The sequence below is a fragment of the Imhoffiella purpurea genome, assembly GCF_000585215.1.
GTDB lineage: Bacteria > Pseudomonadota > Gammaproteobacteria > Chromatiales > Chromatiaceae > Imhoffiella > Imhoffiella purpurea.
Window position 1 is genome coordinate 91,507 of the sequence record NZ_AONC01000021.1, and the last position, 23,307, is coordinate 114,813.

The 23,307-nt window shown below is 64.4% G+C and carries 17 protein-coding genes and 1 tRNA gene; 14 read left to right on the top strand and 4 right to left on the bottom strand.

Going from position 1 to position 23,307, the window contains the following annotated elements; translation table 11 throughout:
• Positions 1-22: 22 nt before the first annotated feature.
• Both D779_RS07305 and D779_RS07310 read right to left on the bottom strand, forming a co-directional pair.
• Positions 23-3,016 carry a diguanylate cyclase gene (locus tag D779_RS07305; RefSeq protein ID WP_232424104.1) on the bottom strand — a complete coding sequence of 998 codons (2,994 nt, stop codon included), beginning with the start codon at positions 3,014-3,016 and terminating at the stop codon, positions 23-25.
• Positions 3,017-3,044: 28 nt separating this feature from the next.
• On the bottom strand, positions 3,045-4,214 hold the full coding sequence (locus tag D779_RS07310) for a polyamine ABC transporter substrate-binding protein (RefSeq protein WP_043751754.1): 1,170 nt from the start codon (positions 4,212-4,214) through the stop codon (positions 3,045-3,047).
• Positions 4,215-4,499: 285 nt separating this feature from the next.
• Here D779_RS07310 and D779_RS07315 point away from each other — a divergent pair, with 285 nt between their 5' ends.
• From D779_RS07315 to D779_RS07375, 14 genes are all read left to right on the top strand, one after another.
• Entirely contained in the window at positions 4,500-5,867 is a 1,368-nt protein-coding gene (locus tag D779_RS07315; RefSeq protein WP_043751757.1) for a coiled-coil domain-containing protein, read from the top strand.
• Complete coding sequence (locus D779_RS07320) at positions 5,867-7,453, top strand: DUF5691 domain-containing protein (protein WP_043751760.1); 1,587 nt, start codon at positions 5,867-5,869, stop codon at positions 7,451-7,453. The genes D779_RS07315 and D779_RS07320 overlap by 1 nt, the downstream gene beginning before the upstream one ends.
• Positions 7,450-8,547, top strand: a complete 1,098-nt coding sequence (locus tag D779_RS07325; RefSeq protein ID WP_043751763.1) for an ATP-binding protein — start codon at positions 7,450-7,452, stop codon at positions 8,545-8,547. The genes D779_RS07320 and D779_RS07325 overlap by 4 nt, the downstream gene beginning before the upstream one ends.
• The gene (locus tag D779_RS07330) at positions 8,544-10,805 is read left to right on the top strand and encodes a DUF5682 family protein (RefSeq protein ID WP_043751766.1); all 2,262 of its coding nucleotides are present in this window, start codon (positions 8,544-8,546) and stop codon (positions 10,803-10,805) included. The genes D779_RS07325 and D779_RS07330 overlap by 4 nt, the downstream gene beginning before the upstream one ends.
• Complete coding sequence (locus D779_RS07335; protein ID WP_043751769.1) at positions 10,802-11,950, top strand: VWA domain-containing protein; 1,149 nt, start codon at positions 10,802-10,804, stop codon at positions 11,948-11,950. Before D779_RS07330 ends, D779_RS07335 begins: the two co-directional genes overlap by 4 nt.
• 139 nt (positions 11,951-12,089) lie before the next feature.
• On the top strand, positions 12,090-14,570 hold the full coding sequence (locus D779_RS07340; protein WP_043751772.1) for an HsdM family class I SAM-dependent methyltransferase: 2,481 nt from the start codon (positions 12,090-12,092) through the stop codon (positions 14,568-14,570).
• Between the two features lie 48 nt (positions 14,571-14,618).
• Positions 14,619-14,879 carry a type II toxin-antitoxin system TacA family antitoxin gene (locus tag D779_RS07345; protein WP_043751856.1) on the top strand — a complete coding sequence of 87 codons (261 nt, stop codon included), beginning with the start codon at positions 14,619-14,621 and terminating at the stop codon, positions 14,877-14,879.
• Positions 14,876-15,394, top strand: coding sequence for a GNAT family N-acetyltransferase (locus tag D779_RS07350; RefSeq protein WP_043751775.1), 519 nt, complete (start codon positions 14,876-14,878; stop codon positions 15,392-15,394). Before D779_RS07345 ends, D779_RS07350 begins: the two co-directional genes overlap by 4 nt.
• A gap of 12 nt (positions 15,395-15,406) precedes the next feature.
• Positions 15,407-15,541 carry a hypothetical protein gene (locus D779_RS23110; RefSeq protein WP_269747371.1) on the top strand — a complete coding sequence of 45 codons (135 nt, stop codon included), beginning with the start codon at positions 15,407-15,409 and terminating at the stop codon, positions 15,539-15,541.
• Positions 15,532-16,113, top strand: a complete 582-nt coding sequence (locus tag D779_RS07355) for a DUF1016 N-terminal domain-containing protein (RefSeq protein ID WP_232424105.1) — start codon at positions 15,532-15,534, stop codon at positions 16,111-16,113. Before D779_RS23110 ends, D779_RS07355 begins: the two co-directional genes overlap by 10 nt.
• The gene (locus D779_RS07360; protein WP_081763386.1) at positions 16,110-17,306 is read left to right on the top strand and encodes a restriction endonuclease subunit S; all 1,197 of its coding nucleotides are present in this window, start codon (positions 16,110-16,112) and stop codon (positions 17,304-17,306) included. The genes D779_RS07355 and D779_RS07360 overlap by 4 nt, the downstream gene beginning before the upstream one ends.
• Positions 17,303-17,503: a hypothetical protein gene (locus D779_RS07365; RefSeq protein ID WP_043751778.1), complete on the top strand. Its 201-nt coding sequence runs from the start codon at positions 17,303-17,305 to the stop codon at positions 17,501-17,503. Before D779_RS07360 ends, D779_RS07365 begins: the two co-directional genes overlap by 4 nt.
• 60 nt (positions 17,504-17,563) lie before the next feature.
• Positions 17,564-20,668, top strand: a complete 3,105-nt coding sequence (locus tag D779_RS07370) for a type I restriction endonuclease subunit R (RefSeq protein ID WP_043751781.1) — start codon at positions 17,564-17,566, stop codon at positions 20,666-20,668.
• Entirely contained in the window at positions 20,665-21,381 is a 717-nt protein-coding gene (locus D779_RS07375) for a M48 family metallopeptidase (RefSeq protein ID WP_043751784.1), read from the top strand. Before D779_RS07370 ends, D779_RS07375 begins: the two co-directional genes overlap by 4 nt.
• A 132-nt stretch (positions 21,382-21,513) precedes the next feature.
• Here D779_RS07375 and D779_RS07380 read toward each other — a convergent pair whose 3' ends face one another.
• Together D779_RS07380 and D779_RS07385 are read right to left on the bottom strand one after the other, a co-directional pair.
• Positions 21,514-22,167 carry a hypothetical protein gene (locus tag D779_RS07380; protein WP_043751864.1) on the bottom strand — a complete coding sequence of 218 codons (654 nt, stop codon included), beginning with the start codon at positions 22,165-22,167 and terminating at the stop codon, positions 21,514-21,516.
• Between the two features lie 243 nt (positions 22,168-22,410).
• Positions 22,411-22,486, bottom strand: a tRNA-Asn gene (locus tag D779_RS07385).
• Positions 22,487-23,307: the final 821 nt, after the last annotated feature.

The window sequence follows — 23,307 nt, forward strand, 5'->3', positions numbered from 1 at the left end:
CCAGATATAACCGGATCGGACCCTATGCATGCACAACGACGCGATTGCGTCCCTGCTCCTTGGCTTGGTACAGGGCCGCGTCGGCCTGGCCGAGCAGATCCGCAGGTTGGTGGGTGGAATCTGGCACCAGGGTCGCGACGCCAATGCTGACGGTCACATGCTCGGCCACTGTCGAGTCGCGGTGTTCGATGGCCAGCGCGGCGACCGCCGTGCGTAGCTGTTCGGCCAGCTCGAGCGCTTGTGCGGCGTCGTCCTGCACGATCACGAAGAACTCTTCACCGCCATAGCGGGCGACGATATCCGCGCTGCGACGCGCGTGCTCGCTCAGTAGGGTCGCGACCGCTTGCAGACAGCGATCGCCCATGGGGTGTCCATAGCAGTCGTTGTATTGCTTGAAGAAGTCGACATCGATCATCAGCGCCGCAAGCGGCTCGCCATGGCGCCGGGCGCGCCCCCACTCGCGTGCCAGTGCCTGATCGAGATAGCGGCGGTTGAACAACTGGGTGAGCGAGTCGCGCATCGCCAGACGTTCCATCTCGGCATGGGCCTGCTCCAGCGCCTGCGTGCGTTCGGCCACCCGCTGCTCAAGAGTCTGGGTGAGTTGATGTAGCGCGCGCGTGCGCTCGACCAGGCTGACATGAACGTGGACGCGCGCGATCAGCTCCCCGCGCGAGAAGGGCTTGGGCAGATAGTCGTTGCCGCCGACACTGAAGCCTTCGAGCAGATCGCGCTCCTGATTGCGCGCGGTCAGGAACAGGATCGGCAACTCGCTCGCCGAAAAGCGCTGACGCAGCCGCCGACAGACCTCAAAGCCGTTGATGCGTGGCATCATGACGTCAAGCAGCACCGCGCGGGTCTCGTCCGCATCGGCCTGGTTCATCCAGGCCAATGCCTTTTCGCCATCGGTGGCGGTCCGAACGCGAAAGCCCTGAATGCCGAGCTGGTTGGTCAGCACCCGCAGGTTGATGGGATCGTCATCCACGACCAGCACCAACTGGTTGTCGCCGCGCCATGCGTCCATCAGGGACGGCGCGGTTTCGGTACCTTCGGTCTCCTCGATCCGAGTGGAGCCGACGGCCAGGGCGCTGTCGACCGCTTGGGTTTCCTTGCCAGGCGGGGTGTTCTGGTCCGCCACTGGGTTCGCTGCGGAATCCGCCACCGGCAAGGTGAACTGAAAACAGGCACCGGCACCGGCCTGGGATTCGAGCCGAATGGTTCCGCCCAGTGCCTTGACCAGCGAGCGGGTCACCGCCAGGCCGAGGCCGGTGCCACCATGCGCGCGACCGGCACCGCTGTCGAGCTGCTCGAAGGAGGCGAAGATCGCCTCGTGTTGCGATGGCGGAATACCGGGGCCAGTGTCGCAAACGCGCACGGCGATCAGTCCATCGTCATCGACGCCGGCACACAGCTGCACCCAGCCCCGATCGGTGAACTTGATGGCATTGCCAACCAGGTTATAGAGGATCTGCTGGAGCCGATTTTCATCGGCCCATGCCGGCGGTAGCCCCGGCGGCACCCTGTTGATCAGCTCAAGTCCTTTGGGCTCGGCCAGATTGGCCACCAGTTGCAGCACCAGATCGCAAACCGAGCGCAGGTCGACCGCAGTCAGATTCAGCACCAGCTCGCGGTGGCGCAGGCGGGAGAAATCCAGAATGTCGTTGACCAGGGTCGCCAGGCGTTGACCGGAGGCGACGATCAGACGCAGATTGTCGTCCAACGCCGGGGTGAGCGGACCGGCGGCACCACCGCGCAGGCTTTCGGCGAGACCGATAATGCCGTGCAGGGGCGTGCGCAGTTCATGCGAGGTATTGGCCAGAAAGTCGTCTTTCAGCCGGTCGGCCTTGCGCAGGCTATCGATGGCCAACTGCTTGCTGGTCAGTGCCTCTTGCTGAGCGCGGTCCTTTTCCTGCTGCGAGGTTTCGAGGTTGTCGGCCATGTGGTTGAACACGGATGCCAACTGGGCCAGTTCGTCGCGACCGCGTACCGGCACCCGCGCGCGCAGATCGCCGGCACCGATAGCTGCGGCGCCACGCTCAAGCCGCTGCACCGGCAGCAACACCAGCAGATGCAGGACCACGAGCAACAGCACCGACGACAGGAGCAGGGTCACCATCGCGATCACCGCGACGTTTTTCCCCAGGGCTGCACTGGCGGTTTCGAGTTCGTCCTCTGGCAAGAGCGCAATCTGCGACAGGTTGTCGGTGAGTTTCCGCGCGCGTATCAGCGTTCGCTGGTCCTTGTGCTCGGCTTGCCGCACGCTGTGCTTCGCGGCGGCGCCCTGGATCGCATCGCGCAACTCGGCTTCGAGCCGCGCCCCTGCGGGCGCTGACTCATCGGCAAACAATCGCCGCGCCTGGGCATCGACGAACAGAATCCGCCCGGCGCGACCAAAGTGGCCGTTTTTCGCCTGTCGGCGCAGATGCTCGGGCGAAATGACCAACAGCAGATATCCGCGCAAGGACGGCTTCGCGATGCTGTTGTCTTCAAACGTGGGATCGACGAACGCGAGCTTGTGCCCGACCAACAACAGGGGGTCGCCCTTCTCATTGCGCACATAGCGCGCCAGCGCGGCCTCGTCGCTCGCTTTCAGTTCGGCGAGATAGGCGTCCAGGCCATGCAGCGCAGCGGCATCGGCATGTTCATCGGACAGGTAACGCGCAAGCTCCTTGCCGTCCGGGTCGATCAGGCGAATATCGCCATAGTCGCCGTAGGCCTCGTGATAACTCGCAAACAGATTCAGCAGCGGCAGCAACAGAAAATTGACGCGCTCGCTCTCGGGTGCGAACAGATAGCGCTTGAGCAAACTGGAGCCGGCGAAGAGCTTGGCATTGGCCAACGCCGAGCGCCGATGGGTCTCTTCGCTCAGCGCCACTTGCTCGAGCAAGGTATCCATCTCGCGCAGCAGCGTGGTCTGGGCATTGGTACGCAAACGGTCGTAGGCCAGCCAGCCAAGCCCCAGCAAGGGGCCGATGACCAATGGCAACAGGAACACCAGCAGCTTGGCACGCAGGGACATGAGTTTCATGAGAGCGGAGGTGGCGCGGCTAGTTGATCAGCTGCGCCCAGATGCCGATCATCTGCCGCTGGATCTCCGCCGGGAGCGGCTTCTGAACCTCGCTACGCTCAAGCACCTCGGGTGGCGGGTAGATGACGGGATTGTTCAGAAAGTCCTCCGGCAGCAGGGTCTTGGCCGTCAGGTTGGTGGTCGCGAACCGAAGGCTCTTCGCGCAGGCCGCCGCATGGGCGGGCGTATGCAGCCAGTTGATGAAGGCGTTGGCCAGTTCGGGTTCGCGCGCCTTGGCCCCGATGACGAGGTAGTCGATCATGAGTTCCCCGCCCTCTTCGGGAACCCTGTAGCGAATCGCCGGGTTGCGCTCCATCAATAGCAGCGCATCGCCATTCCAGGTCTGGCCGATCCAGGTCTCGCCGGAGACGATGCCCGAGTTGGCATCGGTCTTGAAGTAGCCGTAATTCTGCACGAACGGCTTCTGGGCGCGCAGTAGCCGGGCGGCCTCCTCGATTTCGGCCGGTTCGGTGGAGTTGAAGGAGTATCCCAGCGTTTTCAGCGCCATGCCGAAGGCAACACGGTATTGGTTGAGCACCATCAGGTGGCCCTTCCAGGCTTCTTGAGGCGCGTAGTACTGACGCCAGCGATGCAGAGGCTCGTCGATCAGGTCCGAGCGCCATACCAGTCCGGTCGTGCCCCAGAGATAGGGCGCCGCATAGTCATCCGCGCCCTCGAAGCCGTCGATCCAGCGCCGGTCGACATGGACGAGATTGGGGATCGCGGCCTTGTCGAGCGGTTGCAGCCAGCCATGCTGGATGTAGGGCGGCAGATCGGCGGCGGTCACCATCAGCACGTCGAAGCCCTTGCCCTTGTTGCGCATCAGGGTTTCGTCACGCTCATCGGCGGACTGAAAATACCGTTGCATCACGCGCGCGTGGTATGTGCGTTCGAACGCCTTGACGACATCCTGATCCACATAGGCCGTCCAGTTGTAGAACACCAGTTCGCGCGGCGGCGCCTTCTCCTCGACCGGGTCTGGACTGCCCCGATCCTCGGCTTGGTCCGGCTGCGCCAGGCCGTTCGAGGCCGGCCAGAGCATCGTCAGGAGGCCGAGCAGACAGAGTTCTGGCCAGCTCGCCAGAGCGCCCCCCGACCCTCGGGACAGCTTGAGCCAGGATAGACCGACTCGGATTGATGCTGGATTCACAACACTCCTCCAGGGCGCGACATCGCTTCGGCGATGAAGAATTCATCCGAAAAGGTTCGCGAAGACATGCAGCGTTTTGACGTGCTGGATCGGATGTGTAATGGGTCTAATCTTGGTAAGGTTTGCGCTGTTATTCTAGCGTCCAGTCGCCGCTTGCGCGCTCACTCCGATCAAGGATCCCCCGCTCGATGAACGCACCTCAAAGCCAGACCCTCGCCGCACGCTGCTTCATGGACCCCGGAATGCGACTCCAGGGTCTGACGGACGTGTTGGGTTAGCGCGGCGATGGCGTCTCCCTGGACGGTCGAGCAGGTCATCGGCATGGCGCCGGACGCCGCGTCCGTCGGCGCGGGCCGCAAGCTGGCGAGCGCCGCCAAGTGGCAGCAGCTCGGCCAGACGGATCGGCTGGTCTGGGGCGAGATCAAGGGTAGCGGCAGCACGCCTTACCAGACCTGCATCGACACCGCCGGACCGGCCTTCAAGTGCTCCTGCCCGAGCCGCAAGTTCCCCTGCAAGCACGGTCTGGGTCTCGCCTTGGTCCATGCTGCGTCCGCCTCGGCCTTCGCCACGGATGCCCCTCCCGAGTGGGTCGCCGAATGGCTCGCGAAGCGTGAGGCGCGCTCGGAGCGCGAGACACGGCGCCAGACCAAGACGGCCGAGCCGCTCGACCCGGCTACCGAACAGCGCCGCGCCGCCGCGCAAGAGAAGCGCCGCGAGCAGCGCGAGGAGAAGATGCAGGCGGGTGTCGAGGAGCTGCAGCGCTGGCTCGCCGATACCCTGCGCCAGGGCCTGGCTCGCGCCATGGAGCAGCATCAGCCCTGGGATCACATGGCGGCACGTCTGGTCGATGCGCAGATCCCAGGCTTGGCGCGCTGGCTCCGCCGCTGCCAGGAGGCGCGCTATGGCTCCGAGCAGTGGCAGGGCACCGCCCTGCAGGCATTGTCGCGTCTCCAGTTGATTCTAGACGCCTATCAGCGCCGTGAGACGCTGCCGGAGCCGGTCCGGGCGGATCTGTACGAGTTGCTTGGCGTCACCCAAGGCAAGGAGACGATCCTGGCCCAGCCTGGCGTCGCCGATACCTGGCGGGTCATGGGCAAGTGGACCGGCGACGCGGATCGTCTCCAGGTCCAGCGCACCTGGCTGCGCGGCGAGCGGACCCAACGCTGGGCGCTGCTGCTGGATTTCGCGGTCGCCAACGCCGTGCTGCCCATCACCCCGGAGGAGGGCGCGGGCATCGAGGGCGAGCTGGCCTTCTATCCGGCGACCTGGCCCGTTCGCGCGCTCCTGAAGACGCAGCAGGGGATCGAACCGGCGCAGCCGAACGCCTTGATGGCCGCATGCGACGGGCTCGACGGACTCTACCGCACCTATGCCGAGCGTCTGGCCGCGACCCCCTGGCTGGAGCGGATTCCGGTCGCTCTGCGCGACCTGACCCCAGTCAAGGTGGACGACCACTGGCTCCTGATCGACACGGAGCATCGACAGATCCCGCTCGCGCCCCACTTCCCCTTGCGCTGGGAACTGCTGGCCATGGGCGGCGGCGAGCCGGTGCAGCTGTTCGGTGAGTGGGATGGAGACGCCTTCTTTCCGCTGACCATTGCGGACAGTGCGCGTCTTCAGGGCTTTCACGCACTGCACATGGAGCTTTCGTGATGGAGCTCTGGAACGACCTCACGCGCACCGCGCTGCTCGGCACGGAGCGCGGCACCCGAACCTGGGACGCGCCCGATGCACTCGGGACACTCTTGTCCAGGCTGCAAGCCCAAGAGACGGACGCCCCGGTCCAGTTGCTGCGCTGCTCGGCGGTCGTGGGCAATTTTGCGCAAGCCGGCCGGTTGCCGGCTCGGCTCGCATCGGCTCCACCATTGCCGGCCGAGCCGGACCCTCGACCCGCCCTCGGCAGCACCCGGCATCTGCGCCTTCTGCTCCAGGACGATCGGCTCAAGTCGCTGTTTCCCGAATGGCTGGCGCTGCTCGCCGAGCACGGGCTGCGTGCCCCGGAGGCCAGCATTCCGACGCTCCTGGGCCTGGCCTCGCGGAGTCCCGACCTGCGGTGGGCCATCATGGCCGTCATCGGCTCGAAGGGCCTGTGGCTGGCGGGACAGAGCCCGGAGTGGGAGCCACTGCTGAGCGTCGCGGATCGCGGGCGGCTCGACGCGACGCTGTGGGAGACCGGGACACCGGAGCAGCGACTGGCCTATCTGGCCCAGACGCGCCGCGAGGATCCCGCACAGGCCGTCGAGCTGCTGGCCGCCGTCTGGTCGCAAGAAGGAGCCCGTGAGCGACGCAAGCTGCTGGGTGTCTTGAGCGACGCACCAGGATCGGCGGATGTAGCCTTCCTGGAGTCCGCCCTCGCGGATCGCAGCAAGGACGTGCGCGGCGATGCGGCTGGACTCCTGGCCCGGATCCCCGGCTCGACGGTGCGGACGCGGGCGGTGGAGCTGCTGGATGGCTGGCTCGGGTTCGAGTCCAGGGCCGGACTGATGGGGATGCTCAAGGGCCGCAAGGGTCAGCTGAGCGTCACCCTGCCCGAGGACTGGGACAGCGCCTGGACCACGATCGGTATCCACGAGAAACCACCCAAGGGGGTGGGACGGAAGGCCTGGTGGCTGGAGCAGCTGCTGGGGCTGGTCGATCCCGACCATTGGGTCGAACGCTGGCAGCTCTCAGCCCCCGAGATCCTCCGCATGATCGAGGGGCACGAGTGGCAGGACACGCTGCTGGCCGGCTGGCGGCGCGCCACCCGGCATTTCAGCAATGGCGCATGGGCGCGTGCGCTGATCGCGGGAACGGTCGACTCCGACTCCGAAGCCGCGCTCTGGGCGATCCTGACTCCCTCGGAGCAGGAGGACGCGCTGACCCAGTCCCTCGCCATGCCGAGCAAGGGCGAGCCGTTCAAGCGGGCCTTCGATCGTCTCGGCCATCTCGGGCACCGTTGGAGCCCGTCCTTTTCGTCGGTCGTGCTCCAGGCCTGTCTCACGCTGTTCCGCGATCAGACGCCGGACGCCAACTATGCCCGCTACGCCATCCTCCGTCAGGTTGCGGCGCATCTCGATCCGGGCGGATATCCGGTCATGGAGCAGGGCCTTGGGCCGTACCTTCAGACGTCCTCCCCGTGGCAGAAGATCGCCACCGAGATGCTGGATACCCTGAGGTTTCGCAACGACATGATCCAAGCCATCGAATCCGCGCGCACCGGATCCGTTCGCATCGAATCAGACCAACGAGGTACGCCTTGAGCACCCAAAGCCCCAACGAAGCCATTCTGCGCCAGCATGCCGAGCAGGAGTTCGCCCACGAGATCGAGGCGCTCAAGGCGGTCGACGAGCACCCCAGACCGCCCAACTGGACGCTCTCGCCCTGGGCCGTGCGCACCTATCTCATGGGCGGCACGCTGAGCAATGGGGTCGAAATCAGCCCCAAATACATCGGTCAGGCCCGGCTGATGGAGATCGCCATCTCCACGCTGGCGACCGATCGCGCCCTCTTGCTCTATGGGCTCCCGGGGACCGCCAAGTCCTGGGTCTCCGAGCACCTGGCTGCGGCGATCTCGGGCGACTCCACCCTGGTGGTTCAGGGCACGGCGGGGATCGGCGAGGAGGCGCTGCGCTACGGCTGGAACTATGCGCGGCTGATCGCGGACGGTCCCTCGCGCGCCGCGCTGGTGCCGAGTCCGGTCATGCACGCCCTCGAGCACGGCGCCCTGGTCCGGGTCGAGGAGCTGACCCGCGTCCCGGCGGACGTGCAGGACAGCCTCATCACCATCCTGTCCGAGAAGACTCTCCCCGTGCCGGAGCTCAATACCGAGGTCCAGGCGCGCAAGGGCTTCAACGTCATCGCCACCGCCAACAACCGCGACAAGGGCGTCAACGAGCTGTCGAGCGCCTTGAAGCGCCGCTTCAATACCGTGGTGCTGCCAGTGCCGGAGACGCTGGAAGAAGAGACCGAGATCGTCCAGCAGCGCGTCGAGCGGCTCGGGCGGGCGCTCGAACTGCCGGCCGAGAAGCCCGCGCTGCAGGAGATCCGGCGCATCGTCAGCGTCTTCCGCGAGCTGCGCCAAGGCATGACCGCCGACGGCAAGACCAAGCTCAAAACGCCCTCCGGCACCCTGAGCACGGCCGAGGCGATCTCGGTCGTCAACAGCGGCATGGCGTTGGCCGCGCACTTCGGCGACGGCCAGATGCGCGCGGGCGACGTGGCCTCCGGGCTGCTCGGCGCGATCGTCAAGGATCCGGTGCAGGACAAGGTCGTCTGGCAGGAGTACCTGGAGACCGTCGTCAAGGAACGCTCGGACTGGAAGGACCTCTATCGGGCCTGTCGCGAGATGCTATGAGCACCCATGTCTTCGGCGTCCGGCACCATGGTCCGGGTTCCGCGCGCAGTCTGCTCGATGCCCTTGAGACCCTGACGCCCGACATCGTCCTGGTCGAAGGTCCGCCGGAAGGCGATGCGCTGGTCGCCCTGGCCGGTCACGCCCAGATGCGCCCGCCGGTCGCCATGCTGATCTATGCGCCGGACGACCCGAGCGACGCCTCTTATTATCCCTTCGCCCGCTTCTCGCCCGAGTGGCAGGCGATCCACTATGCCCTGGGGCGCGACATCCCGATCCGCTTCATGGATCTGCCGCTCGCCAATCGCATTGCGCTTCGGCGAGGGGAACGTGAGGAGGCTGCCTCGCCGGACGGGGCACCCTCGGAGGATGACGGGGCCGAGCCGACTGCGGAGCCCTGGCGCGGCGATCCACTCGCGCTGATCGCGCAGGCCGCCGGCTACGAGGACAGCGAGCGCTGGTGGGAACACATGGTCGAGGAGCGTCGCGACACCCAGTCGCTCTTCGACGGCATCCGCACCGCCATGACCGCGCTGCGCGAGCAGGTCGAAGGTGAGCTTGCGCAGGATCCGCCGATCCTGGAGCGCTATCGCGAGGCCGCCATGCGCAAGATCCTGCGCGCGGCCGAGAAGGAGGGCTTTGCGCGCATCGCCGTCGTCTGCGGCGCCTGGCACGTTCCGGCGCTGGAGAAACGCCCCAAACAGAGCGAGGACAACCAGCTCCTCAAGGGCCTGCCCAAGGTCAAGACGACCGCGACCTGGGTTCCCTGGACCTACGGGCGTCTGAGCTACCACAGCGGTTACGGTGCCGGGGTCGCGTCGCCCGGCTGGTATGACCACCTCTGGTCCCGGTCCGGCGACGTCGCCACCCCCTGGCTGATCAAGGTCGCCCAGGCGTTTCGGGCCGAGGGGCTCGACATCTCCAGCGCCCATATCATCGAGTCCGTGCGTCTCGCCGAGACGCTGGCGGCCATGCGTGCTCGCCCCCTGCCCTCACTCGCCGAACTCAACGACGCGACCCAGACCGTCATGCTCTTCGGTGAATCGGCGCCGATGCAACTCATCCAGGCGCGTCTCATCGTCGGCGAGCGGTTGGGACAGGTGCCCGAGTCGACGCCCGCGACGCCGCTGCAGGAGGACCTGCGCGCCCAGCAGCGGCGTCTGCGGCTCAAGCCGAGCGCGAGCGATCAGTCAATGGTGTTCGATCTGCGCAAGCCGAACGATCTGGCCCGCAGCCATCTCCTGCATCGGCTGACGCTCCTCGATGTCCCCTGGGGCCGCAACGGCGGACGCGAGGCCGGCAAGGGCACCTTCAAGGAGTCCTGGCGGATCAAGTGGGAGCCGGACTTCGAGGTGGCGCTGATCGAGGCCGGTCGCTGGGGCAACGGCATCGAACAGGCGGCAACGGCGGCGGTCGTTCAGGAGGCGCGTCGGCGCGAGGACATCGGCCAGCTGGCGGCCTTGGCGCGGCAGGCGCTGCTCGCCGATCTGGGCGAGGCCATCGAGCCCGTGATCGAACAGCTCCAGGCCCGAGCGGCACTCGCCGCAGACGTGCTGGTGCTGATGCAGGCCGTCCCTGAGCTGGCCCGGCTGGCCCGCTACGGGGATGTCCGCAAGACGGCGGTCGAGCGCGTCGACACGCTTCTCGAAGGACTCTTGGCGCGCATCTTCATCGGCCTTCCCAATGCCTGCAGCGGCATCAACGAGGAGGCGGCGGAGACCCTGTTCGGCCACATCCAGGGCGTCCACGAGGGGCTTCAGCTCCTGGACGACACGCGGCTCCAAGCCCAATGGCAGCGCACCCTGAGCCAGCTTGCCGACACCCAGAGCCTGCAGGGCATCATTCGCGGGCGCTGCTGCCGGCTGCTGCTCGATACCGGCGCAATGGACGAGGAGGGCGCCGCGCGCCAGCTCGGCCTGGCCTTGTCGAGGGGCAATGCGCCCGGCCAGTCCGCCGCCTGGCTGGATGGCTTTCTGCGTGACAGCGGTCAGCTCCTGATCCACGACCACGCGCTCTGGCAGCTCGTCGACCAATGGGTGTGCCAGCTTGCGGAGGAGACCTTCATGCAGGTCATCCCGCTGCTGCGGCGGACCTTTTCGAGCTTCGAGGCGGCCGAGCGGCGTCAGATGGGCGAGCGCGTCAAACGCGGACCCATGGCGCTCGGTTCGACGCACGATCATCCCGGGGAGTTCGACCGCGCGCGGGCGGAGGCGACGCTGCCGCTCGTGTCTCGGCTCTTCGGTCTGGAGGACGGCGAATGAGTCAAGACGCACGCGAGCGGCGCTGGCGCCTGATCCTGGGCGGCGAGCCATCCGACGGCATCGGGCTGGCCCTGCACGGCGAGGATGTCCGCATCGATCAGTGCCTCGACGCCGTCTACGGTCAGGCGGGGCGACGCGGTAGCCTGGCGGGCTCCTCGCCGAACGTGGCCCGCTGGCTGGGCGACATCCGTCAGTATTTCCCGTCCTCGATCGTGCAGGTCATGCAGAAGGACGCCATCGAGCGGCTCGGGCTGGAGCAACTTCTGCTGGAGCCCGAGGTGCTGGAGGCGGTCGAGGCCGATGTCCATCTGGTCGCGACCCTCGTCACCCTCAAGCACGTCGTTCCCGCCCGCACCAAGGACACCGCGCGTCAGGTCGTCCGCCGCGTGGTCGAGGACCTGATGCGCCGGCTCGACCAGCCCATGCGCCAGGCCGTGACCGGCGCGCTCAACCGCGCCGTCCGCAACCGTCGCCCCAGGCTCAAGGAGATCGACTGGCACCGCACCATCAAGGCCAATCTCAAGCACTACCAGCCGGCGCAACGCACCATCGTCCCGGAGCTGCGCATCGGCTTCGGGCGCAAGCGCTCTTCACTGCGGGACGTCGTGCTCTGTGTCGATCAGAGCGGCTCCATGGCGACCTCGGTCGTCTATTCCAGCATCTTCGCGGCCGTCATGGCCTCGCTGCCGGCCTTGAGCACCCGACTGGTGGTGTTCGACACCGCCGTCGTCGACATGAGCGACGCCCTTCAGGACGACCCCGTCGACCTGCTCTTCGGCGTGCAGCTCGGCGGCGGGACCGACATCAACCGGGCGCTCGCCTACAGCCAGGGCCTCATTCGACGCCCAAGCGACACCGTCTTCGTCCTCATCAGCGACCTCTACGAAGGCGGCGACCAGACCGAGATGCTCAAGCGCGCCGCCAGCATCAAGGCATCGGGCGCCGAATTCATCACCCTGCTGGCCCTGAGCGACGAGGGGGCACCCTTCTACGACCACCAGATTGCCGGCCAATACGCCGCCATGGGAATCCCGACCTTCGCCTGTACCCCGGATCAGTTCCCGGCACTGATGGCCGCCGCGATTGGGCACGAGGATGTCAACGCCTGGGCTGCGCGGGAGCAGATTGTGACTACGCGGGGGTGAATCGGTCCATCTCGAACATGGTCGAGGTCCTGATCCGGGACCATTGCGCACGCAATGGCATCGCGATTCAGACCCCGAGCCAACCGGGGCCGTCCGAAGACAAGGCGCCCCGCTCCTAACGACACCAGAACATTCCCCCATGGCGATCAAGAAGTCCGATCTCTACTCCTCCCTCTGGGCCTCCTGCGACGAACTTCGCGGCGGCATGGACGCCAGTCAGTACAAGGACTACGTCCTCTTCATGCTGTTCATCAAGTACATCAGCGACAAGTACGCCGACTCCGACGATCTCTTCCCACCGGTGGTCATTCCCAAAGGGGCGAGCTTCAAGGACATGGTCGCGCTCAAGGGCAAGCCCGACATCGGCGACCGGATCAACAAACAGATCGTCGCGCCCCTCGTGAACGGCAACGAACGGCTGGCGAAGAGCGACTTCCCGGACTTCAACGATCCCAACAAGCTCGGCGAAGGCCAGGCGATGGTCGAGCGCCTCTCGAACCTCATCGGCATCTTCCAGAAGCCCGAGCTGAACTTCGCCAAGAACCGCGCCGAGCACGACGACATCCTGGGCGACGCCTACGAGTACCTGATGCGCTATTTCGCGCAGGACTCGGGCAAGAGCAAGGGTCAGTTCTACACACCGTCCGAGGTCAGCCGGATCATCGCCAAGGTGATCGGCATCTCGCCCGAGAATGCCCGGGCGTCCACGACCGCCTACGACCCCACCTGCGGCTCGGGGTCGCTGCTGCTGAAGGTCGCCGCCGAGGCGGGCGAGAGGCGCATCACGCTCGAAGGACAGGAACGGGACGTCACCACGGCCGGTCTGGCCCGCATGAACATGATCCTGCACGACTTCCCGACCGCGACCATCCGCTCGGGCAACACCCTGACCTCGCCCAAGTTCATGAACCGGGAGCACCTTCGCACCTACGATTACGTGGTCGCCAATCCGCCCTTCTCCGACAAGACCTGGAGTACCGGCCTCACGCCCTCGGACGATCCCTGGCAGCGCTTCGCCTGGGGCGAACCGCCTGCCAAGCAGGGCGACTACGCCTATCTGCTGCACATCGTCCGCTCGATGAAGGGCACCGCGAAGGGTGCCTGCATCCTGCCCCACGGCGTGCTCTTCCGGGGCAACGCCGAGGCGGTCATCCGCGAGAAGCTGGTGCGCTCGGGCATCCTCAAGGGCATCATCGGGCTGCCGGCGAACCTCTTCTACGGTACCGGCATCCCCGCCTGCATCCTGGTGTTGGACAAGGAGAACGCCGCCGGTCGCAAGGGCATTTTCATGATCGATGCCGCCAAGGGCTTCATGAAGGACGGCAACAAGAACCGGCTGCGCGAGCAGGACATCCATCGCATCGTCGACACCTTCCGCAAACAGACCGACGTGCCGCGCTATGCCCGTCTGGTGCCCTTCGACGAGATCGCCGATCCCAGGAACGGCTTCAACCTCAACCTGCCGCGCTACATCGACGCCTCCGAGCCCGAGGACATCCAGGACATCGACGCCCACCTCAACGGCGGCATCCCCGAGCGCGACCTGGAGGCCCTGGCCGACTACTGGGAGGTCCTGCCCGGCGTGCGCGCCGCCCTGTTCGAACCGTTGCGGCCGGGCTACGTCCGGCTCAAGATGCCGGTGACCGAGGTCAAGGCCGCCATCTTCGACCATGCCGAGTTCGCCGGCTTCAGGGCACAGGTGACGGAGCGCTTCGAGCATTGGCGCCAGTCCAGCACGCCGAAGCTCACCGCCTTCGACCGGGACGGTCAGCCCAAGGCGCTGATCGAGACCCTCTCCGAGACATTGCTCGCCGACTTCAAGGCGCTCCCGCTGCTCGACCCCTACGACATCTATCAGCACCTGATGGACTTCTGGGCCGAGACCATGCAGGACGACTGCTACCTGATCGGCGCCGAGGGCTGGACGAAGGGCGCGCAGCCGCGCGAGATCGTGCGGATCAAGAACAGGGACAACAAGCTCGTCTGGCCCGAGCCGCACGACTACCTGGTCGGCAAGCGGCGCTTCAAGTCCGACCTCATCCCCGCCGCGCTCCTGGTCGAACGCTACTTCACCACGGAGCGGGACGCCATCGAGGCACTGGACACCCAGCTCGCCACCCTGGAGCAGCAGCTCGACGAGCGGCGCGAGGAGCAAGGCGGCGAGGACGGACCGCTCGCCGAGGTCGTCGAGGGCGAGGGTGACAGGCAGAAGATCACCGCCAAGGCGGTGAAGGCACGGCTGAGGGAGATCGGCAAGAATGCGCTCTACGCCGAGGAGCGCGAGGCGCTCCAAGCCTATGCCGAGCTGCTGGACCAACAGACGCGGGCCAAGTCCGAACGCAAAACGGCCCAGGAGGCGCTGGACGCCAAGATCGACGCCAAGTATCCCAAGCTCGGCGAGGACGAGATCAAGACCCTGGTCGTCGACGACAAATGGATGGCGCATCTGTCCGACGCCGTGCGCGGCGAGCTGGACCGCGTGTCGCAGAATCTCACTGGGCGGGTCCGGCAGCTGGCCGAGCGCTATGAGAAGCCGCTGCCGCAACTGACCGAGGAGGTGGACCGCCTCGCCGCGCGGGTGGCCGAGCATCTATTGCGCATGGGCATGACCTGGCATTGATGGCGATATCGGATACCATGTACGGAGATCCACCGTATGGAGAACATCATGTCCGAAGCCCTGGAGCGCGTCGATATCCGTCTACCCTCCGATGCCAAGCGGTTGCTGATGCAGGCCGCCGAGGTCAGCGGTAACACCCTGACCGCGCTGGTCCTCAATGCGGCCCTGGACAAGGCCCGCGACATTCTGCAAACCCACCAGCACTTCGTCCTCGGTGACGAGGAATGGCGCGACTTCGTCGCGACGCTCGAGAATCCGCCCGAGCCCACCGAGGCTCTGCGTGAGGCTTGGCGCGATGCGGCCCCATGAGGATCGAGCCGTTCGATCCAGCCCTGCATGAGCGCCGCGAGTTCCGTTGCGGCCATCCGGCGCTTGACGACTATCTGAGGCGATACGCGAGCCAAGGGCAGCGCCATCACCTGGTCCGTATCTATGTGGCGCTGGACGACGCCGATCGCGTGCTCGGTCACTACAGCCTATCCGCCGCCTCGCTGAGCCATGCGGAGCTGCCCGAGGCCGACGCCCGGCGTTTGCCCCGCTACCCGGTCCCAGCGGTACTGATCGGTCGTCTGGCCAGCGATACTGGGGCGCGCCAATCCGGTCTGCGCATCGGCTCGCGGCTGCTGGTCCACGCCCTCAGGCAAGCCCTGCGCGCCGCCGAGACCATCGGCGTGCAATGCGTCATCGTCGACAGCAAGCCGGACAGCGCCGATTTCTATCGGCGCTTCGGATTCGTGCCGCTGCAACGGGAGGGTCTGAAGCTCTATCTGCCGATCGCGACGATCAAGAAACTGGACGCTCGAGATGACCTTGATGGGCAATGACGGAATGTGCGCATGACGACGAGCCTGATTGGATCCGGTATGCCGGATCGCCTGTCCTGGGGCCTCAGGTGGCGCACCCGGCCGCTGGCCAAGCGCTATGAAAGGCCGCTGCCGCATCTGAAGACGATGGGGCGCGCATGGAACTGATCGACGGCGAGGGCTACCGGCAACTGGTCGAGGACATTTCCGACGCCTATGCGCAAGGCCAAGCGCGTGCGGCGCAGACCGTCAACACCCAGCTGATCGAGACCTACTGGCAGGTCGGACGGCATATCGTCGAATACGAGCAGGCGGGCAATCTCCGCGCCGAGTACGGCAAGGCGCTCATCGGCAACCTGGCCGCCGATCTCGGACGACGCCACGGCAGGGGCTTCAGCCGCAGCAACCTGATCCGAATCCGCCAGTTCTACCTGGCGTACCCAAAAGGTGCGACGCTGTCGCACCAATTGACCTGGTCCCACATCGTCGAGATCCTGAAGATTGACGATCCACTGGAGCGCAGCTTCTACGCACAGCAGACCGTGCGCGAGGGCTGGTCGGTTCGAGAGCTCATCCGTCAGAAGGATAGCGCCCTGTTCCTGCGCCTGGCCGCCAGCAAGGACAAGGCGGGCATCCGGCAGCTGGCGAGCCAGGGCCAGATCGTCCAGCAGCCCGCCGACCTGTTGCGTAGGCTGAAGATCACCTTGCGGGAAGCGGCGCAAGAAGGGGTGGCGGAATGAAGGCGGGGTACAAGCAGAGCGAAGTTGGGGTGATTCCGGACGATTGGGGCGTTGTACGTTTAGATGAGCTTGTGGCTTATGGCCCCAGGAACGGGTATTCAGGACGAAGCGGAAAAGATGCACGGGGCACATTAACGCTGAGCCTTGCTGCAACAACGTCTGGTGCCTTGATACTCAACGATGAAACGGTGAAGCGATTAGCTGAAACGATAGACGTTGATTCCAAGCTGTTCCTTGAGCCTGGTGATGTGCTCGTTCAACGCTCGAATACGGCGGACCTTGTGGGGACGACCGCGATTTTTGACGGCCCACCAGGCATATATGTATACCCCGATCTCATGATGAGGATGCGATTTCGGGATGAAGCGACCGCGCACTGGTTTTGGCGATATGCAAATAGCACCAGCGGCAGAAAATTCTTTTCTAGCATTGCCGCCGGATCGTCGGGAAGCATGCCGAAAATCAGCGGCGAAAAGCTGCGTCAGATGCCTGTGCCTCTACCGCCCCTCTCAGAGCAGCGAGCCATCGCTATCGCCCTGAGCGATGTGGATGCCCTGCTGAACGGACTGGACCGGCTCATCGCCAAGAAGCGCGATCTCAAACAGGCAGTCATGCAGCAGCTCCTCACCGGACGAACTCGGCTGCCTGGATTCCAGGAAAATTGGGAATTAAGAAAACTAGGAGAGATCGCTCACATCACGACGGGCTGCCGGAATAACGAAGATAAAGTTGAGGATGGAGAGTATCCCTTTTTTGTTCGTTCAGAGCATGTCGAGCGGATCAATACCTATTCGCACGACCGCGAAGCAATCCTCGTCCCTGGCGAGGGACGCATTGGTGAAATATTTCACTACATCAAAGGAAAGTTTGATGTGCATCAGCGTGTTTATGCGATCACCCAGTTTCATCAAGACATCTCAGCAAGATTTGTTCATCTCTATATGAGTATGAATTTCGGTGCTTGGGCTATGCAGAACACTGTGAAGGCAACTGTCGATTCTCTACGATTGCCGACATTTCAATCCTTTGAAATATCGGTGCCGCCTACGAAGGACGAACAAACCGCCATCGCCGAAGTCCTCTCCGACATGGACGCCGAGATCGCCGCGCTCGAAGCCCGCCGCGACAAGACCCGCGCGCTCAAGCAGGGCATGATGCAGGAGCTGCTGACCGGACGGACACGGCTGATATGATCCAAATATCGAGCGAAGATCAGCAGATTCTGGACGTGCTGCGGCACGCCGTTGCCGAGACGCTGGAGCGCAAGCGGCGCCTCGGGCAATACGCGGTCGTCTGGCGTGACGGCAAACCGATCATGCTCGGTGGCGAGAGCGATGCATCCAATCCGTCGCCGTCCGCAGAGCCGCCAAAGGATTCCAATAGGGCATGATGCGCTCCTGTTCGATGAGCCTGACGGATTCAACGGACCTCGACTCGCAAGGAGAGAGACATGCCCGCGCAGCCGCGCCTCGAAAGGATTACCCAAGACCGTGTCGTCGCCCTCTTCACCGACAGGACGCGTTCCGACTGTCTCGGCTACGACGACCTCGGCGACTGGCACCAGCGCGAGCACAACCGCCCCATCGAGACCGACTACCTTCAAGCGAACCTCGCGAAGCGCGGCTACTCGCCAGCCCACATCTCCGCCGCCCTTCGGAAGCTCGAAACGGCCGCCGACGCCACCGGGATCACGCTCTATCAGGCCAATCTCCGCACCTACCGACTCTTGCGCTATGGCGTCGACGTCCAGATCGCGGTCGGACAAACGCACGATAAGGTCCACCTGATCGACTGGGAGCATCCCGAACGGAACGACTTTGCGCTCGCCGAGGAGGTGACGCTCAAGGGCGGCTTCGAGCGGCGGCCCGACATCGTGCTCTACATCAACGGCATCGCCGTGGCGGTGATCGAGCTGAAGCGCAGCTCGGTGGACCTGGTCGACGGGATACGCCAGCTGATCACCAACCAGGACGCGATTTTCAACCTGGGCTTCTTCAGCACGGTGCAGCTGGTGCTCGCGGGAAACGACTCGCAGGGGCTGCGCTACGGCACCACGGGCACGCCGGAACAGTTCTTCGTCGAGTGGAAGGACGAGACGCACAGCGAAGCCAGGGGGGCAGGCACCGATGGTCATCTGCTCGACCGGCCGCTCGCACACCTGTTCGACAAGACCCGGCTGCTCGATCTGATCCGTCACTTCGTCATCTTCGACGCCGGACGCAAGAAGGTCCCGCGCCAGCACCAGTTCCAGGGCGTCAAGGCGGCCCAGGCGCGCATCGCCAAACGCGAGGGCGGCGTCATCTGGCACACCCAGGGCAGCGGCAAGAGCATCCTCATGGTGCTGATCGCCAAGTGGCTGCTGGAGCACGACCCCGAGGCGCGCATCCTCATCGTCACCGACCGCGACGAACTGGATAAACAGATCGAAGGGGTCATGCGCAATGCCGGCGTCATCGGCGAAGAGACCCCCTCGCCCCGGATCGTCACCCGTGCCGAGCTGGTCGAGACGCTCGGCGCGACCACGCCAAGACTGCTCTGCGCCCTGATCCACAAGTTCGATTCGACCGACCTCGAGGGACCACCGCCGCCGGTCCACGGCCGCTTCCATGTCTTCGTCGACGAGTGCCACCGCACCCAGGGCGGGAACATGAACCAACAGATGAAGCGCTGGCTGGAAGGGGCGCTCTTCATCGGCTTCACCGGGACGCCACTGCTTCGCAAGGACAGGAAGATGACGCGAGACGTCTTCGGCACCTATATCCATACCTACAAGTTCCATCAGGCCGTCGCCGACAAGGTGGTGCTCGATCTCAAGTACGAGGCCCGCGACGTCCCGCAACGGCTGACCTCGCAAGCTGCCGTCGATCAATGGTTCGAGCGGAAGACCAAGAACCTCAACAGGTTCCAGAAGGCCATCCTCCGCAAGCGCTGGGCGACCATGGAAGAACTGATGAGCGCCGAGGAGCGCAAGGCGCGGATCGCCGCGAGCATCATCCACGACTTCGGGGTCGTGCCCCGACTGAGCAGCGACCGGGGGACCGCCATCCTGGTCGCGGCCTCGATCTACGACGCCTGTCATTACTACCGCATCTTCCAGACGAAGCCCTTCGGTCAGTTCTGCGGAATCGTCACCTCGTTCGAGCCGAACGCCAACGCCGTCTCCAAGGAACCGGCGCACAGCGACGAGCGCTACAAGTACGACACCTACACCAAGCACGTCCTCCAGCCGAGGCAGACGACCAAGCAGTACGAGGACGAGACCAAGCGCCGCTTCATCGAGGAGCCGACGAGCATGAAGCTGCTGATCGTCGTCAGCAAGCTCCTGACCGGGTTCGACGCCCCGAGCTGCACCTATATCTATCTCGATAACGCGCTGCGCGACCACAACCTCTTCCAGGCGATCTGCCGCACCAACCGCCTCGACGGCGACGACAAGGACTATGGTCACATCGTCGACTTCAAGCAGCTCTTCGGCGACGTGCAGCAGGCCATCGCGGTCTACAGCTCCGACGCGCTGGACATCGACCAGGGCAACGGCGGGGAGAACAACGTCCACCTCAAGAACTGGCTCCAAGAAGGCAGGAAGCAGCTCGATGCCGCCCGCGAGGCGCTGACCTATCTCTGCGAGCCCGTCGCTCAACCCCGTGAGGTAGAGCAGTACCTTCATTACTTCTGTGGCGATGCGGCCAACCCCGAGGCCCTCGATGAGACCGAGGCGCTCCGGATCTCCTTCTACAAGGCGGTCGCGACCTTCGCCCGCGCCTTCGCCGATCTGGCTCAGGATCTGAGCGAGGCGGGCTATTCCGATGCCGAGACCGCCGAGCTGAAGGCGGCTGTCGAGTCCTACGTCGACATTCGCGCGGCGATCAAGCAGCACTCCGGCGAGGAGCTGGACATCAAGTCCTACGAGGCGGACATGCGCCACCTCATCAATACCTACATCCAGGCCGATCCCGCGGCCGATCTGGGTGCATTGGACCAGATCCCGCTAACCGAGCTGATCATCGAGACCGGCATCCACGACGCCATCGCCCGCAAGCTCAACGCCAAGGGCAAGCTGTCCAGGAACGCCGTCGCCGAGGGGATCGTCAACAACATTCGCAAGACCATCGTCCGCGATCAGCTCACCGATCCCCAGTTCTACGCCCAGATGTCCAAGCTGCTCGACGACCTGATCGCCCAGAGCCGCAAGGACGCCGCCGCCTATGAGGAATTCCTGCACAAGGCCGAGGCGCTGGTGAAGCAGCTTGCCGCCAAGCAGCCTCAGGCGGGCATTCCCGCCGCGCTGCATGGAAACCAAGCCGCCGTCGCGCTCTACAACAACCTCGGATCGATTCCGGCGACCCAATTTCGGTATCCGAGCAGTGACGAGGACAAGGCCGCCTTGGCGTTGCGCCTGGATTCGGCGGTCCGCGACAACGCACCGGCGGGGTGGAAGGGCGACGAGGTCCGCGAGCGTCAGGTGATGAACGCGGTCTATCCGGTTCTGGATCGCGACAAGGACGCCACCCTGGCCCTCTTCGAGATCATCAAGAACCAACCGGGGTACGAGTGACCGAATCGATCCAGCTCGGCGATGTCCTCATCGCCGTGACCCGCAAGGACGTCAAGCACGTCCATCTGTCCGTCCATCCGCCCGAAGGCCGGGTGACGCTCGTCGCGCCAAACGAGACGCGACTCGAAGTCGCCCGTGCCTACGCGATCACGAAACTGGGGTGGATCCGCGCACAGCAAACGGAATTGCGGAATCAGGCACGGGAGACGCCCCGAGAATTCGTCGAGCGCGAAAGCCATCACCTCTGGGGCCGCCGACACCTGCTCAGGGTCGTCGAGCGCGACGCCAGGCCGTCCGTCTGCGTCGATCACAAACGCATCACCCTGACCGTCCGTCCAGGGAGCGACCAGACGAGGCGCGCGGAGATCGTCCACGACTGGCACAGGTCGCTTCTGCACGAGGCGGTGCCGCCACTCATTCGCAAGTGGGAGCCGCGACTCGGGGTCAGCGTGACCCGGTACTTCCTTCAGCGCATGAAGACCAAGTGGGGAAGCTGCAATCCCCGAGCGGGACATATCCGTCTGAACACGGATCTGGTGAAGAAACCGAAGGACCTACTGGAATACGTCGTCGTGCACGAAATGGTGCACCTGTTGGAGCCGACACATAACGACCGCTTCGTGACGATCCTGGGCGAGCATTACCCGAGCTGGCGCGAGGCCCGTGCCGAACTCAACGAGCTGCCCTTGAGTGCGGAACGGTGGAAGGAATGACGGGGTGAGCTCGGATCATTAGGTGACCAGGGCTCGGAGCGAGAGGGCGCCTGGACAGGCAGGTCGGGCGATCGTTGATTCACACCAATCCCCACCCGTTCGCTCAAGAACCGGGACTCGATCCTCGCTGTTTCAGCCTGATAATTTGACCGGATCGCCTACCATCATGAGATAGTCGTAACCTCCCGGTCCGCAGCGGCGTTCGAGCTGCTTCAGGATACGTCGCTGAATCGCGGGTGTATCGTTCGGACCATTGACGTAGAACGGCTTGCCATTCTTTCCGAACAGGAAGCTCGCCGGGCACGCATGCCCCTCGATGTCACCGAAAATCAACCGCGCGATCCGGTAGTCCGCATGTGGCTCGAAACCGAGATCCTTGGCATAGACGAGCGCCTCTTCGACCAATTTGCGGGCACAACTCGGGTGCTGACGCTCCATGGATTCCGCGGGATTCGAATGGATCCTGGCCAGGATCTCCGGATATTCGGACGCCTCGCAGATCTTGTACAAAGCGTTCTTGACGCCCAGACAAAAAACATCCACAAGGATCCCTGCGATCGCATACCGACCATCCGGCAGGTGCCGAGACAACCAGACCGTACCAATTCCCTGCTCGAAGAGATTCGATGGGACGAGCACGTCGGCGATCGGCGCCTGACCCACTCTCGCCCATTCGCGGGCTACGGACAAGGCACCGGCCATGCCACCAGACTTTCCCTTCGTCTGCTGACGCTTCTTGTCGCGTTTCGCGCGCTTCTTTTGCAGGGCTTTTTGGTCGAGCGCCATGGGAGTCCTCATATAGGGATGAGATTTGGAGAGATAACGCCGACCTTCGAAGCACAGCCGTCGTCCAGCGTCCCAAGATACAGGCTCGGCCTTAACCTCGAGTGAAGCAAGTCTAGCGTCACACCATCGGAGACGATTCCGAAAGCCAGGGACCAAAATCCCCGGAAATGCACCAGAGCCAGGGACTCGCGGGCATAAAAAATCCCCGTGTCCGCGAGAACACGAGGATTTTCTTCACTTTTTTGGCTCCCTGGGACGGGCTCGAACCGCCGACCTAGTGATTAACAGTTGCTCGCTGACACGACTGAAACACCAGGGGAACACGTGAGGAGCCTTCATAATCATAGCCTTACGAGCATCGAAAGTGACAGCGACAATTGCTTACACAAGCATTCTTGAAGCCCGAGTGTCCCATGAGTGTCCCACGGGATAGCTAATCTTCAGGCATCTCACGCCCGGTAAGATACCACGGCAGCCAGCGGCAGGAACACGGCAGGGTTCCACTGGGAACGGAGCGGCAGGCATAGCCCCAGAGGCACCGAGCGTCTGTCCCGAAGATGGTCGCAGCTCTGGGGAGTGCCGATCCGGTTGGACGGACTCTGGACGCTGAGGGTAGGGGCAGGGGTGGAGGGTATGGCGGCTCATTGAAGCCAGCGGGCCATGCTGTAGGGGCAGCGGGGGGGAATACCGAAACCGCGCCAAAGGGGAACCCATTCAGATTTTTGCGGCAAAACAGTCGGGCTCTTTACGTGTTCGATAGCCATCCCTGGCACCTCCAAAGGGAGCACGACATCCCCAAAGGGAGCAAAGAGTGCAGACTATTTTGAGTGCTCCCTTTGCATCCTTTGGTGCTCCCTTTGGCCCTCAGGTCACCGAGTGTTGCACTCAGGGTTCACGGTTTGTCCATCAGCAGGCAAGAACCACATCCATTGCCCTTGGTAACCCTCCTTCCGCTTCTCGACCTTGAGCCGACTGGCAGCTCGCTTCACCCGGTCCCAGGAGTATCCGGCCCCGTCGGCATCCGCCTTCATCTGCTTGGCTGTCACTGGACCAGGGCTTTGAAGGTCACGTAAGGTGAACATCCTGGCCCCAGCTGTCTTCGGGCTCGCCCGCTGTCGACTCGTTCGTCTGCACGGTGGC

Coding starts and splice junctions, on each gene's coding strand:
- D779_RS07305 (WP_232424104.1), bottom strand. CDS start 3,016: ATGTCCCTGCGTGCCAAGCTGCTGGTGTTCCTGTTGCCATTGGTCATC.
- D779_RS07315 (WP_043751757.1), top strand. CDS start 4,500: ATGGCGTCTCCCTGGACGGTCGAGCAGGTCATCGGCATGGCGCCGGAC.
- D779_RS07320 (WP_043751760.1), top strand. CDS start 5,867: ATGGAGCTCTGGAACGACCTCACGCGCACCGCGCTGCTCGGCACGGAG.
- D779_RS07330 (WP_043751766.1), top strand. CDS start 8,544: ATGAGCACCCATGTCTTCGGCGTCCGGCACCATGGTCCGGGTTCCGCG.
- D779_RS07335 (WP_043751769.1), top strand. CDS start 10,802: ATGAGTCAAGACGCACGCGAGCGGCGCTGGCGCCTGATCCTGGGCGGC.
- D779_RS07340 (WP_043751772.1), top strand. CDS start 12,090: ATGGCGATCAAGAAGTCCGATCTCTACTCCTCCCTCTGGGCCTCCTGC.
- D779_RS07345 (WP_043751856.1), top strand. CDS start 14,619: ATGTCCGAAGCCCTGGAGCGCGTCGATATCCGTCTACCCTCCGATGCC.
- D779_RS07350 (WP_043751775.1), top strand. CDS start 14,876: ATGAGGATCGAGCCGTTCGATCCAGCCCTGCATGAGCGCCGCGAGTTC.
- D779_RS23110 (WP_269747371.1), top strand. CDS start 15,407: ATGACGACGAGCCTGATTGGATCCGGTATGCCGGATCGCCTGTCCTGG.
- D779_RS07355 (WP_232424105.1), top strand. CDS start 15,532: ATGGAACTGATCGACGGCGAGGGCTACCGGCAACTGGTCGAGGACATT.
- D779_RS07360 (WP_081763386.1), top strand. CDS start 16,110: ATGAAGGCGGGGTACAAGCAGAGCGAAGTTGGGGTGATTCCGGACGAT.
- D779_RS07365 (WP_043751778.1), top strand. CDS start 17,303: ATGATCCAAATATCGAGCGAAGATCAGCAGATTCTGGACGTGCTGCGG.
- D779_RS07370 (WP_043751781.1), top strand. CDS start 17,564: ATGCCCGCGCAGCCGCGCCTCGAAAGGATTACCCAAGACCGTGTCGTC.
- D779_RS07380 (WP_043751864.1), bottom strand. CDS start 22,167: ATGGCGCTCGACCAAAAAGCCCTGCAAAAGAAGCGCGCGAAACGCGAC.